This is a genomic window from Streptomyces sp. ISL-96 (assembly GCF_018614035.1).
Classification (GTDB): domain Bacteria; phylum Actinomycetota; class Actinomycetes; order Streptomycetales; family Streptomycetaceae; genus Streptomyces.
Map to the genome: position 1 here is coordinate 77,445 of NZ_JAGGPA010000009.1, position 12,510 is coordinate 89,954.

Below are 12,510 nucleotides of genomic sequence, written 5' to 3' on the forward strand. Positions count from 1 at the left end.
GGTCAAGGCCGCCACCGAACGCGGTGGTTGGACAGGTGTTCCCACGTGGTCATCATTGCGTCCCACCCGTCGGGGAACTTGACCGTGACGCCAAGCTGCACCGGCTCCGTCGACGGATGCTCGTCCAGCAGATCCGCCACCCCCTCCCGGCACACCACCACACACGCGTGCCGATGCCGCGAAGCCAGCACGCACAGCCGCCCCGTCTCCAGATGGAACGCCGTCGCGTCCGGCCGCCCCGACAGCGGGTGCAGCACCACCGTTACGTCGAACTCGCGCCCCTGGAGCCGGTTCGCCGTATCGACCGCGACGCCCACCACACCGAGGTCCGCCAGCGCCGCCCGGACCGCCGCCGCCTGGTCGCGGTGGGCCGTGCCGACCGCGATGCGGTCCGCCGTCAGCGGGACCGGGTCGGGGGAGCGCTCGCTGACCGCCGCGCCGCCCCGGTCCAGGAGGCGGCGTACGACCTGAGCCACCGCCCGCACCGCCTCCGGGTCCGTACGCGGGGTGTGCCGGGCGGGAAGCTCCAGCAGTCCCCAGCCCGAGGCGGCCGCCTCGTCCAGCACCCGGTCGGGCCCGGAGCCGTCGGAGGCGACCCCGAAACTGAGCCGCCGGTCGCCGTGGCCCGTACCGCTGCGGAAGGGCGTGTACGGATAGAACGCGTCCGAGACCAGCGGCGCGGCCGACGCCGGGAGCCGCCAGGACACGGGCAGGCGGTGCTGCGGCAGCTCGGGGTTGTGGGCCAGCAGGGTCGAGACCGCGCTGGCCGACGGGTCGTACGACAGCCCCGCCCACTGGTCGGCGCCGACGATCGAGAACGGGTCCAGCTGCCCCGGATCGCCGACGAACAGCGCCCGCTCGAACAGCCCGGCCACCGCGAGCAGCGCGTCCGAACGCATCTGGTACGCCTCGTCGACGATCGCGTGCGTCCACGGGTCCGTGGTCTTCACGTGCGCCCACTTCGCGGCCGTCGAGATGACGATGTCCAGGCCCGCCAGGTCCCCCGCCTTCGCGGATTTCCGTACGTTCGCCAGGTCGTCCAGGGCCTTGTCGTACGGGTCGGTGTCATTGCTGTGGAGGCGGCCGACCGGGAGGTCCGGTTCCTTCTCCGCGAGCCGCAGCACCAGGTCGTCGACCTGGGCGTTCGTCTGCGCGATCACCATCAAGGGGCGGCCCGCGGCGGCCAGTTCGAGCGCGGCCCGCACCACGAGCGTCGACTTGCCCGCGCCGGGCGGCGAGTCCACGACGACGCCGCGGTGCGCGCCGTGCAGCGTGTCGTGGAGGATCGCGGCGGTCGCGCGGCCGGCCTCGGCGCCAGGGTCGAAGCGCGGCGCCCCGGCAGGGAGGGGACGGTTCACAGGATGTCCTCCGTCGTCACCGGGTCGGGATGTTCCGTGCCCGCGCCCGGGGGGCCGCCGTGCGTCCAGGGGGTCGCTTCCGGATCCGGCAGCTGCGGGCCACCGCGCTGGTCGTGCTCGAAGAGCGTCCAGCAGATCCGCTCGCCCTTCTCCGGCACGGAACCGGGCGCCGGCTCCTTGCCGCGGCCCATCTTGTCGGTCACCCGCAGCACCAGGACGCCGGTCTCGTCCTCGTACCGTACGAACTCAGCGGTCTGCGGCCTGCCGTCCAGCGAGCGGTAGACCTTTGTGCGCTCCACGGCGAGGTGCGGGGCGTCGTCCGTGCGGACGGTGACCAGCGGTCGGGGGCTCGGACGCTTGCCCTCGCTCATGGTCATCACCACGTCCAGGACCTCGCTGGTGAACGCCTCGCCCGCGAGCCGCCGGCCGGCCATCACCAGCGGATCGTCGAGCGCCTCCTGCGCCTCCAGTTGCGCCTGTGCGCTCTCGCGGGAGGCGAGCTTCTGCGCGGCGGTCACCGCGTCGTCGCGCCGGGGCTGCGGCGGCTCGCCGGCCCGTACGCGGTCGCGGTGGCCGGTGTACGACCAGCGGTCGCGCGTCCAGCGGTCCGTGGCCCGCGTCCCCTCCGGCAGCTCCCGCAGCAGGTCGAGCCCGCGCCACACGGCGTTCCAGGTGGGCAGCATCTGATCGTGGAGCAGGTGACGGATGTGCCGTTCGGCGGCAGTCAGTTCACCCAGGTGCGCGTCCGCCGCGAGGCCGTCCTCGGCGGCGGCGAGCGCCTTGCGGGCGCGGTCGTAACGGTCGATGGCGGGCGCCAGCAGCTTGTTGTCGAACGCCGGGTCGGTCGCGGGGCCGGCCGGCGGGCACACCAACTGTCCGTCCCGGTCCCGCTCCAGCTCCGCCCGCAGCGCCGCGTCGGCGCCGGACTCGCACTGCGAATTCTCCGGGTCGATCCACGCCAGCAGCGCGCCCAGATGCTGGTCCTCCAGGTTGGACTGCCCGGTCGCCCAGTGCCGGCCCAGCAGATCGGTCGCCGCGAGGAGGAGCGAGGAACCGGGCACCCGGGCGCGCTCGCCGTAGTGCGTCAGCCAGCGGCCGAGCAGCGGGATGTGCGGCGGCGCGGGGTAGGGGGTGTCCGGATCCTGCTCGGCCGTACGCCGGAATCGCATGGAACGCCCGAGGAGCCGTACGTACTCGATGCCCGCCCGGCTCGGCACGATCAACTGCGGTGCGTCCGCGCACAGTTCGACCTCGACCTTGACCCGCTTGCCGGTCTCGGGGTCGGTCTCGTTGCGTTCCGCCGCCTCGACGTCGTCGGCGTACCCGTCGATGTACGGCAGGACGGTCTCGGCCAGCTCCGCGAGAAACGCGAACCGCAGGTCGCGGTCGCGGGGCTGCGTCACGGCGAGCAGTCGCGGGGCGTCCCGGTCGGTGCCGACGAGCGCGCCGAGCGGCGCGCCGGCCTCGCCCGCGGTGGTCAGCGGGACGAAGACCATCGGCCGCTCGGACAGGTGCCGGTGGCGGACGGTGGCCAGGGCCTGTGCGCGGCCGCTGCGGACGGCGTCGAGCCGGGCGAGGGTGCTGATCAGCGACATGTGGCGCCTTTCCTGTCCTCGAACGCCGGACGGGCTGGAAGGTTGCCGCAGTGCTCAGGGTCGCGGCGCCGGGCCGGGTGTGACGTCAGCACCGGACCTCCGCCCCCGCCTGCGCCAGGGCTTCCGACCGCAGCGTCGCCGCCCGGCGCAGTGCGGCGACCGTCGGGTCGGCGGGGTCGCCGGACTCGCCCTCCGCCGCTGCCAGGACCTCGCCGATCGTCGTCAGGCCGCCGAGCTCACCGCGCACGCTGCGGCCCAGCGCCTCCACCGCGCCCGCCGCCCGCGCCTTCGCGCGGCAGTGGAAGGCCAGTTCACAGGCGGCCAGGCACTCCGGGGCGTACGCCGCGTCGACCGAATCCACCGCCGCTGCCAGCTCCTCCGCCGGGCGGTCGACGTCGAACGTCGTGCCGGGCAAAAGCGCGGCGGCCAAGTCCTCGATGCGCGTCAGGCGGTCCAGCTGGCGCCGGGTCACCGACCGCTGCTTGCGTACGTCGACGGCCGACGCCGTCGGCAGGTTCGAGAAGTCCTGGGGGCAGACCAGCAGCACCGAGTGCCGCACCTCGGCCCCCGTCACCTTTGCCGCGACCCGCTCCAGCGCCAGGACGTACACGGCGGCCTGGCGCGCCGCCGCGCCCACCTTCGCCGCGTCCGCCGAGCCGTCGAGCATCGGGAAGCTCTTGATTTCCACAACCGTCCAATGGCCGTCGGGGTGCACCACCACCGCGTCCGGCTCCAGGTACGCGGGGGAGCCCGCCACCTCCAGGGCCAGCATGGGGTGGTCGAGCAGCGCCCAGGCGCCGGCCGCCGTGGCCTCGCGCAGCGCCAGCGCCGTACGCGCCGCCCGGCCCTCGGGGCCCGCCGCCGTCAGGTCGGGTACGTGCGTCTCGCCGGGCACGGGAGCCTCGCAGCCCGGGCCGGCGCCCATCCGTTCGTACAGCAGCCGCATCAGTTCCGTGCCGCCGTCGGCCTTGACGCGGGCCTCGAAGGCATTGCCCCGCATGAACGCGAACTGCGACTGGCCGAAAGCGGCAGGGGATCCGAGCGCGGCGGCGAGCGCGGCCTTGTTCACCCCCGCGCCGTCGAGCAGCGCGCGGCGCTTGCAGCCCGGGTTGGCGGCGAGCGCCGCCAGCGCACGCGCGTCCAGGGGCAGCGGCGCGACGGACGGGCCGCGCAGCTCAGCGAGCCGCTGCCGGAGTGCCGTCGCCGGCGCCCGCGTTGGCGCTTTCGCCGGTGCTGCCGCCTTCGCCTGCGGAGGCACCCGCGGGGGTGCTGGTTCGGGTCCGCTGCCCAGGGATTCGCTCACCCTCGGAAGTCTCGCATCCGGCACTGACAACGCCGCGGGCAACGATGGATTCCACCCCGCGCGACTGCGGCGCGAAACGGTCCCGCACCCGGTTGGCCAGACGCATGAAAGGCCTGGTCAGAGCCAGCCCGGCGCCCATCACGGCGGCGCCCGCGACCGCGTCGAGGAAGTAGTGGTTGGCCGTCCCCATGACCACGAAAGTGGTCAGCAGCGGGTATGCGACACCGAGCGACTTCATCAGCGGCGTACGCCCGTGCCGCCACAGCATCACCCCGCACCAGAGCGCCCAGCCCACATGCAGGCTCGGCATCGCCGCGTACTGGTTGGTGAACCCGCCCAGCCCGCGCGGCGCGCTCGCCTGGGCGCCCCACCAGCCGTACGCGCTGTACTGCGCCATCGTGTCCACGAAACCGTGCCCCGCTTCGAGGAGGCGGGGCGGGCAGGTCGGCATGAGCGTGAAGCCGATCAGGCCGAGGAAGGTCGACAGCATCAGCCAGGTCCGCGCGGCCCGGTAGCGGACCGTGCGCCGCCGGAAGAGCCAGACGAGGATCGCGGGGGTGACGACGTAGTGCAGCGACGCGTACGCGAAGTCGGCGGGTATCCCGAGCCAGGAGTGTGCGGTGAACAGCCGGTTGAGAGGGTGCTCGGCGTTGAGATACAGGAGCTTTTCGACGCGCAGTATCGCCAGACCGTGCTCCACGGCAGTCGCCTCGCCGCCGCGTACGAGCAGCCGGCCGCCGCTGTACGCGGCGTAGACGGCCACGAGGAGCAGCAGCTCTGTCCACCAGCGGGGTCTTGGGCGGGGCGCGGTGTCCTGCATCCGGACGATCTCCATTTGTCTGCATGTGCGGCCTACGGGCTGACTGGCCACCCTTTCAACCGTACGGTGTATGGGAACACGTACACGCACCGGGTACGTGAGGAATACGCGAGACATACGCGAGCGGTACGCGAGTAGGTGGACGTGGAAATCCCCCCGGAGGTTGCCCCTCCGCCCGGTGCGCGATGATGGTGGGCCGCTCTTCGCACCGCCCAGGGAGACATCGTCATGGCACCGCGCATCCTGCTGGCCCGGCACGGACAGACGGAATGGTCCCTGTTGGGGAAGCACACCGGCAGGACCGACATCCCCCTGCTCGACGAGGGCCGCCGCGGCGCGAAGCTGCTCGGCGAGCGCCTGAACCGGACGCCGCTCGACGGCCTCCCGGACGCCGAGGTGCGCACGAGCCCGCTCCGGCGGGCGAGCGAGACGTGCGCGATCGCCGGGTTCGGCGGCCGGGCGCAGGAGTGGGACGCGCTGATGGAGTGGGACTACGGGGCGTACGAAAGCATGACGCCCACCCAGATCAAGGCGGAGCGGCCCGACTGGTTCATCTGGCGCGACGGGGTACCGGGCGGCGAGACGCTCGCGCAGCTCTCCGACCGCGCGGACGAGGTTATCGCCTGGGCCCACTCGGCCGACCGCGACGCCCTCGTCTTCGCGCACGGCCACATCCTGCGCGCCATCGGCGCCCGCTGGCTGGGCCTGGACGTCTCGTTCGCCGCCCGCATCCGACTGGACCCGACGTCCCTGTCGGTCCTCGGCTGGGCGTACGGCGACCCGGCGATCGAGCGCTGGAACGACGTCGGGCACCTGAGCGGCTGACGGCCCCCGTCCTACCCGCCGGGGCTCAGCCGCGGCCCCGGGGCTCGACCGTCGCGTGGCGGGCGAGGAAGGGGGCCACCGACGGCGAGCGGCGGTGCGGCAGCAGGACGCGGGTCGTCTCGGCGAGCATCGTCCGTACCCGTGACGACTGCACCTCCTCCAGAAGATCCAGTACGCCCTCTCCCACCGCCGCCGCCTCGTCCGGCGCCCCGGCGCGGGCCAGGTCGTCCGCGAGCTCCGCGCTGTAGAGGGCCAGGTTCCGGGTGAAGTGGGGGTCCTGGAGCGCCGCCGCCCGCCGGGCGTGCCGGGCCGCGCGCGCCCAGTCGCCCAGCGCCGACCAGCACTGCGCCTCAAGCCCCTCCAGCTCCGCCTCCCCGAAGAAGCTCATCCACTCCGGGTCGGCGTGCGCCGTACCGCGCTCGAAGAGGGTCTTGGCGCGGGCGAGCGACTGTTCGCAGCCCGCACGGTCACCGAGCCCCGCCCAGCCGCCGGCCTCGCGCAGGGTGAGCAGCGACAGCAGCCGCGGCGAGGCCAGCTGCCGGGCCGCGCGCTGCCCCGCCTGGGCCGCCCGTACCGCCTCGCGCGGCCGCCCCGTGTCCCGCGCGAGAAACGCCGAGTTGCTGAACGCGTGGGCCTCCAGCGCCGGGTCACTCGCCACCCGGGCCGTCGCCAGCGCCTCCGCGTAGTGCGAGCGTGCGTCGTCGAAGCGGCCCGAGTCGTGCGCGAGCCAGCCCACCGAGAGGGCGAGTTCTCCCGCGCCGGTGTGCAGCCGGTCGGCCATGGATCTGCGGGACGTCGTACTCGCGTCGAGCAGGGCGTAGGCGGTACGCAGTGGCTGTGCGGCGCGCTTGTAGAGGCCGTCGGCGCCGTGCCGGTCGTCGAGCAGCCGGATCTGTCGCACCGCGTCCTCCACGGCGCTGACCTCGGCCTCGCCGACCCGGCGGCGCGGAGCGGTTGACGCGGTTGGCGCGGTTGGCGCGTGAGCGTCAAAGGGGGCGGACGTACTGGATGCCGAGGCACTCGGCGCGGTGCCGAGCCCTAGGGATGCGGCCGCCATGGTGACGGTGCCGCTCGTCATGAACGCGCGACGCAGCACGTCGCTCTCCTCGTCGATGTTGCTTTGGGTCGTGGTGACATGGGTCGTGGTGGCGCGTGCCCCCCTGCCACGTACCGTTTCGCGGGCCGAGAAGCCCAGGTCCGACAGCGTCAGGCCGGGGAACATGTGCAGGAAGACCCGCTCGTACGCGTAGTTGGGACAGCGGATTTCGCCGGCCTCTACGCGCCCGATGTAGCGGGCGTCGCATGCGACCTGTTCACCGATCTCACGTGCCGCCCGGCGCACGGCTGCGGCGAATTCGGCCGGTGAACGAGACCCTCGCAGTCGGCGGAAGTCGTTGTTCGGCATGGCCAAGCCCTCCCGCAAGGTTCGCGTGCTCCGGCGGAGCAAAAACGTACCGGCTGTGACGGACCGAACACGCGCGGTTTCGCTACAAACGGGATATCTCACCCACGATTTGCCATGAACTGCCATCCTTTGCGGCGGAGCGGCGCCGTAGCCGTTGACAGCCTCGCGCGTTGAACCATGAGGAGAGGGAGCGCGGCTCCCACTCGAGCGAGGAGGGGTTCCCTTGTTGGAGGCCGGCATGGAGATCAGCGGCTCACGATCAGGCTCACCGTCAACGGCCACGCACAGGCCCAGCCAGGAACTCAGCGCCGGTCCACCGGCGGTGAGAAGCCCCGGCGCCGAGCCGTGCGACCTGGTGACGGTCCCGGTGCGCCAGGGCCTCGAAGCGGTGGACATCATCCGCCGCGCTTCCGCACCCGCCGTCGGCCCCGTCCTGCACGACGGCCCCTGCGCGACCCTCGGCTTCCTCGTGCCCCCCGGCACCGCCGACGGCTGGGACATGCCGGGCAGCGCCTGTACGCAGACCTCCGGACGCGGCCTGCGCATCCCCTCCATCCCCTCCGCCCTCTCCGTCCCCTCCATCCCCTCCGTCCCGGCCGTCCTGGCCGGCGACATCGGGGCGGACTCCCCGCCCCTGGTCCCCGAGCCCCCACTCGCCGGGTCCGGCTGGCTGCTGCCGCCCACCGACACGGGCCCGGTCACCGACCCGGCCGTGCTCAGGGCCGCGCTCGGCGAGGCCGCCCGGCTGATCGAAGCGGCCGACCGCGTCCGCTGAACCGATCCGGCAGGCGCAGCCGATACTGGCTGCGTGGCAAAGAACGCAAAGAACAAGCGGCGCGAGCGCGCCGCCCCCGAGCCGGTCGTCGAGCACGTCGACGGCGGACTGGCCGAGCTGATACCCGACCGGGACCGCCCGCGCGGCTGGACCCTGCTCATCGACGGCGCCCCGCAGTCCCACGTGGACCTCGACGAACCGTCCTACCTCGACTTCGCCTACCAGCGCAGGCTCGGCCACATCGCCGATCTCACCGCCCCGCAGGGACAGCCCGTACACGTCCTGCACCTGGGCGGCGGCGCGTTCTCCCTCGCCCGTTACGTCGCCGCCACCCGGCCCCGCTCCACGCAGCAGATCGTGGAGGTGGACGCGGCGCTCGTCCAACTGGTGCGCAAGGAACTCCCGCTGGACGCCCAGGCCCGTATCCGCGTCCGCTCCGTCGACGCCCGCGCCGGCCTCGGCAAGGTCGCGGACGGCTGGGCGGACCTGGTGATCGCAGACGTGTTCAGCGGCGCCCGTACGCCCGGACACCTCACCAGCACCGAATTCCTCGCCGACGTACGCAGGGTGCTGAAGCCCGGCGGCTTCTACGCCGCCAACCTCGCCGACGGCCCGCCGCTCGCGTACCTGCGCGGCCAGATCGCCACCGCGGCCGCCGTCTGGCCCGAGCTCGCCCTGGCCGCCGACCCGGCCGTGCTGCGCGGCCGCCGCTTCGGCAACGCGGTGCTGCTCGCGTCGGACCGTACGCTGCCCATCGCCGAATGGACCCGCCGCATCGCGACCGACCCGCACCCCGGGCGGGTGGAACACGGGCGGGAGCTGGCCGACTTCACGGGCGGCGCGGCCGTGGTCACGGACACGAGCGCGCGGCCGTCACCGGAACCGCCGGAGTCCGCCTTCAAGTAGGCCGCGGGCGGGCAAGCGGTTCGGGCAGGGCCTCAGGACTCCACGATCTCGACCGTCGGCTCGTGGTCGTGCCAGGTGCAGAAGACCGACACGCTCGCCGTGCCCGCCGTGAACTCCACCCGGATCCACGTCGGCTGCTTCCACACCTGCATCGACCAGCCCGTCGCCGGAGTGGCCGACACCAGCTTGGCGGAGGTCTTCCCGATGTCGAAGGTGACCCGGCCGCCATCGGTGTTGTAGCTCTTGACCTGGCCGTTCGCGGTCGCGGGCGGACTCGGTGGGGCTGGGGTGCCCAGGGCCGGCGGGTCGGCGGGACTGCTCGGCGTACGGCTCGGCTGCGCGGTGTTCCGCTCGGCCGGGGTGCGCGAGGGCGGCTTCGGGCTCTCCGGCGTCCGGGACGGGCCTTTGGACTCCGGCCGGCGCGTCGACGACTCCTTCGACTGCGGCTTCGCATCCTGCGCGATGCCGCTCCGCGCGGGCAGATCGGTGGGGATCGGGAGTGCCTGCGGAGGGTCGTACGCCGTACCCGCCATGACCGTGTGCACGCCCCACCACGACAGCGTGACCGCCGCGCCCGTGGCGAGCGACCACGCGATGGCGTGTACGAATCCTCGTTGCATCGGGGCCATACTGCACCACCCGCCCCACCCCGTCCCACGGGGGACCCGCATCCCCCGCATGGCGTACGGTGCCGCCCATGGCAAGTGTGCTCGTGGTCGAGGACGACCAGTTCGTACGTTCCGCCCTCATCCGGCACCTGACCGAAGCCACCCACACGGTGCGCAGCGTCGGTACGGCACTTGAGGCGTTGCGCGAGGTCGCTCATTTCCGCTTCGACGTGGTCATTCTCGACCTCGGTCTGCCCGACCTGGACGGGTCGGAGGCGCTGAAGATGCTGCGCGGGATCACCGACGTACCCGTGATCATCGCCACTGCGCGCGACGACGAGGCGGAGATCGTACGGCTGCTCAACGACGGCGCCGACGACTACCTCGTCAAGCCCTTCTCGGTCGAGCACCTGTCCGCCCGCATGGCCGCCGTACTGCGCCGCTCCCGCGCCGTCGCGGGCGCCGAGCCGCCGCCCCGGGTGATCCAGGTGGGAGGGCTGTCGATCGATCCTCTGAGGAGGCAGGCCGAGCTGGACGGCGGGCGGCTCGACCTGACCCGTCGTGAGTTCGACCTGCTGGCCTTCCTGGCGGGGCGGCCGGGAGTCGTCGTACCGCGCAAGGAGCTGCTCGCCGAGGTCTGGAAGCAGAGTTACGGCGACGACCAGACCATCGACGTCCACCTGTCCTGGCTGCGGCGCAAGCTCGGCGAGACGGCGGCCAACCCGCGCTATCTGCACACCCTGCGCGGCGTCGGCGTGAAGCTGGAGCCGCCGCGATGAGGTGGGCACTGGTCAAGGTGAGCCTGGCGGTGACGGTGATGGTGGTGCTCGCCTTCGCCGTACCCCTCGGGCTCGTCATCAAGGAGATGGCCAGGGACCGGGCCTTCTCCAACGCCGAACGCTGGGCCGCCGCCATCGGCCCCACCCTCTCCATCACCACCGACCGCGACTCGCTCAACCGCGCCGTCCAGACGACGGAGGTCGGCATCGAGGGGCGTATGGCGGTCCACATCCCGGCGGCAGCCGGTGAGCCGGGCAAGCCGGGCGGTCTGCCGCTGGAGATCGGGCGGCGACGGGTGGCGCAGCAGGACCTGGAGACGACGCGGCGGATCGGGCGGGCTTCGATCTCGGAGGTGACGGGGGGCTTCGCGCTGCTCCAGCCGACCGCGATCGCGAGCGGGCAGATCGCCGTGGTGGAGGTCTTCGTGCCGGAGGACGACGTCACCAATGGCGTGGCGACGGCGTGGCTCGTGCTGGCGGGCGTCGGGATCGCCCTGATCGTGGGGTCGGTGGCGGTCGCGGACCGGCTGGGCGTACGCATGGTCCAGCCCGCCCAGCGGCTCGCGGGCGCCGCGCACGACCTGGGGGAGGGCAGGCTCGGCGTACGCGTGCCCGAGGAGGGGCCGACCGAACTGCGTTCCGCTGCCGCGGCGTTCAACTCCATGGCGGACCAGGTGGTCCAGCTGCTGGCGAATGAGCGGGAGCTGGCGGCCGATCTGTCGCATCGGCTGCGGACTCCGCTGACGGTGCTGCGGCTGAACGCCGCCTCGCTGGGCGAGAGCCCGGCCGCCGAACAGACCAGGTCGGCGGTCGAGCAGCTGGAGCGCGAGGTCGACACGATCATCCGTACGGCGCGTGAGCAGCGGTCGCAGTCACAGGCGCAGTCACAGGCGCAGTCGCAGTCGCAGTCGCAGTCGCGGGCGCAGGGAGCTGCTGGCGGCGCCGGTCCTGGTGCGGGCTGTGACGTCTCCGAAGTCGTGCGCGAGCGGATGGCCTTCTGGTCGGCGCTGGCGGAGGACGAGGGCAGGAAGGTGCGGCTGGCGGGCGTCGAGCGTCCGGTACGTATCCCGGTCGCCCGGCCCGAACTGGCGGCGGCACTGGACGCGCTGCTGGGCAACGTCTTCCGGCACACCCCGGTGGGCACGGCCTTCTCGGTGGACGTGCACAACGGCGACGACGCCGTGATCGTCCTGGTGTCGGATGCCGGCCCCGGCATCGCGGACCCGAAGGCGGCGCTGGTGCGCGGCAACAGCGGCGACCGGGACGGGTCCACGGGCCTCGGCCTGGACATCGTGCGGCGGGTCGCGGAATCGACGGGCGGCGACGTACGCATCGGGCACTCGGTGCTCGGCGGTACGGAGGTCCGCATCTGGATCGGGCTCGGGCTCGACGGGCGGCGTACGGCGGGCGGCCAGAACGGCCACCGACTGGGACGGCGCAAGCGGCCTGCGGGGGCTCGGCGGGGGAACGGTCTGCGGGCGTGAAGTTTTAACGGGCTCCCATGGCTTCCTTAACTGCGCCCTAAGATCCTCAAGCCCCGCACCTATCCCGGCTTTTGTCCGTTTCCGGCTCGCTAGCGTGCTACCGCACCCCAACGGCGTAACCCCCGCCGCCGTGCACCCCCGGGGCCGTCCCCCCCGGGGTATCCCCTCGGAGGCACCGTGTGCTCGGACGGTGGAAGAGATGTTGCCGCTCCCCTCACCCGCGGCGAGGGTGAGGGGGACGACGCCACCGTGGCTTCAGTGTGCGCGGATGGGACCGTGCCGGCCGTGGTGTGCCGAAGGAGCGAATTCCATGAGGGTCATGCTGCACGCCCATGTCGACACGGAAGCCGGGAACGAGGCGATCCGAAAGGGCATGATGCCGCAGATGCTGGACTCGGTGATCCAAGAGCTCAAGCCCGAGGCGGCCTACTTCTTCCCCAGCATGGGGAGGCGGTCCTGCATGCTCGTGTTCGACATGCAGGACAGTTCTCAGTTGCCCAAGGTTGCGGAGACGTTCTTCATGGAACTCGGTGCGGACGTCGAGGTCGTACCGGTGATGAACCACGACGACCTCAAGAAGGGCCTGCAAGCCTTGCAGTCCCAGAGGTAAAGGCGCGAGGGCCTCGGTCCCGGAGGTAAAGGCGCGAGGGCC

Annotated in this window: 12 protein-coding genes; 6 read left to right on the top strand and 6 right to left on the bottom strand. The window is 72.7% G+C overall.

Features of this window, described 5'->3' with window-relative positions; translation table 11 throughout:
- Positions 1–2: 2 nt before the first annotated feature.
- The 4 genes from J7E96_RS06175 to J7E96_RS06190 all read right to left on the bottom strand — a co-directional run bounded on the left by J7E96_RS06175 (position 3) and on the right by J7E96_RS06190 (position 5,076).
- Positions 3–1,358: an AAA domain-containing protein gene (locus J7E96_RS06175; protein ID WP_215128249.1), complete on the bottom strand. Its 1,356-nt coding sequence runs from the start codon at positions 1,356–1,358 to the stop codon at positions 3–5.
- Positions 1,355–2,953 carry a hypothetical protein gene (locus tag J7E96_RS06180; protein ID WP_215128251.1) on the bottom strand — a complete coding sequence of 533 codons (1,599 nt, stop codon included), beginning with the start codon at positions 2,951–2,953 and terminating at the stop codon, positions 1,355–1,357. The genes J7E96_RS06175 and J7E96_RS06180 overlap by 4 nt, the downstream gene beginning before the upstream one ends.
- An 85-nt stretch (positions 2,954–3,038) precedes the next feature.
- Positions 3,039–4,211, bottom strand: coding sequence for a hypothetical protein (locus J7E96_RS06185; RefSeq protein WP_308295857.1), 1,173 nt, complete (start codon positions 4,209–4,211; stop codon positions 3,039–3,041).
- Complete coding sequence (locus J7E96_RS06190) at positions 4,129–5,076, bottom strand: phosphatase PAP2 family protein (RefSeq protein ID WP_215128253.1); 948 nt, start codon at positions 5,074–5,076, stop codon at positions 4,129–4,131. Before J7E96_RS06190 ends, J7E96_RS06185 begins: the two co-directional genes overlap by 83 nt.
- A 228-nt stretch (positions 5,077–5,304) precedes the next feature.
- Between J7E96_RS06190 and J7E96_RS06195 the strand changes: the two genes are divergently transcribed.
- Positions 5,305–5,901 carry a histidine phosphatase family protein gene (locus J7E96_RS06195; protein ID WP_215128254.1) on the top strand — a complete coding sequence of 199 codons (597 nt, stop codon included), beginning with the start codon at positions 5,305–5,307 and terminating at the stop codon, positions 5,899–5,901.
- Positions 5,902–5,926: 25 nt separating this feature from the next.
- Here the strand turns inward: J7E96_RS06195 and J7E96_RS06200 are convergent, their stop codons facing one another.
- Positions 5,927–7,306, bottom strand: a complete 1,380-nt coding sequence (locus J7E96_RS06200) for a hypothetical protein (RefSeq protein WP_215128256.1) — start codon at positions 7,304–7,306, stop codon at positions 5,927–5,929.
- A gap of 238 nt (positions 7,307–7,544) precedes the next feature.
- Here J7E96_RS06200 and J7E96_RS06205 point away from each other — a divergent pair, with 238 nt between their 5' ends.
- Positions 7,545–8,081 (top strand): hypothetical protein, encoded by a 537-nt coding sequence (locus J7E96_RS06205; protein ID WP_215128434.1) that lies wholly within the window; start codon positions 7,545–7,547, stop codon positions 8,079–8,081.
- Positions 8,082–8,114: 33 nt separating this feature from the next.
- The gene (locus tag J7E96_RS06210) at positions 8,115–8,987 is read left to right on the top strand and encodes a spermidine synthase (RefSeq protein ID WP_215128258.1); all 873 of its coding nucleotides are present in this window, start codon (positions 8,115–8,117) and stop codon (positions 8,985–8,987) included.
- A gap of 32 nt (positions 8,988–9,019) precedes the next feature.
- On the opposite strand, the gene J7E96_RS06215 is transcribed toward J7E96_RS06210, so the two are convergent.
- Positions 9,020–9,607 (bottom strand): hypothetical protein, encoded by a 588-nt coding sequence (locus J7E96_RS06215; RefSeq protein ID WP_215128260.1) that lies wholly within the window; start codon positions 9,605–9,607, stop codon positions 9,020–9,022.
- Between the two features lie 77 nt (positions 9,608–9,684).
- Here J7E96_RS06215 and J7E96_RS06220 point away from each other — a divergent pair, with 77 nt between their 5' ends.
- The 3 genes from J7E96_RS06220 (at position 9,685) to J7E96_RS06230 (ending at position 12,468) form a co-directional block, all read left to right on the top strand.
- Entirely contained in the window at positions 9,685–10,374 is a 690-nt protein-coding gene (locus tag J7E96_RS06220) for a response regulator transcription factor (protein ID WP_215128262.1), read from the top strand.
- Positions 10,371–11,858: a HAMP domain-containing sensor histidine kinase gene (locus J7E96_RS06225; RefSeq protein WP_215128264.1), complete on the top strand. Its 1,488-nt coding sequence runs from the start codon at positions 10,371–10,373 to the stop codon at positions 11,856–11,858. Before J7E96_RS06220 ends, J7E96_RS06225 begins: the two co-directional genes overlap by 4 nt.
- A gap of 310 nt (positions 11,859–12,168) precedes the next feature.
- Positions 12,169–12,468: a DUF3303 family protein gene (locus J7E96_RS06230; protein WP_215128266.1), complete on the top strand. Its 300-nt coding sequence runs from the start codon at positions 12,169–12,171 to the stop codon at positions 12,466–12,468.
- Positions 12,469–12,510 lie beyond the last annotated feature (42 nt).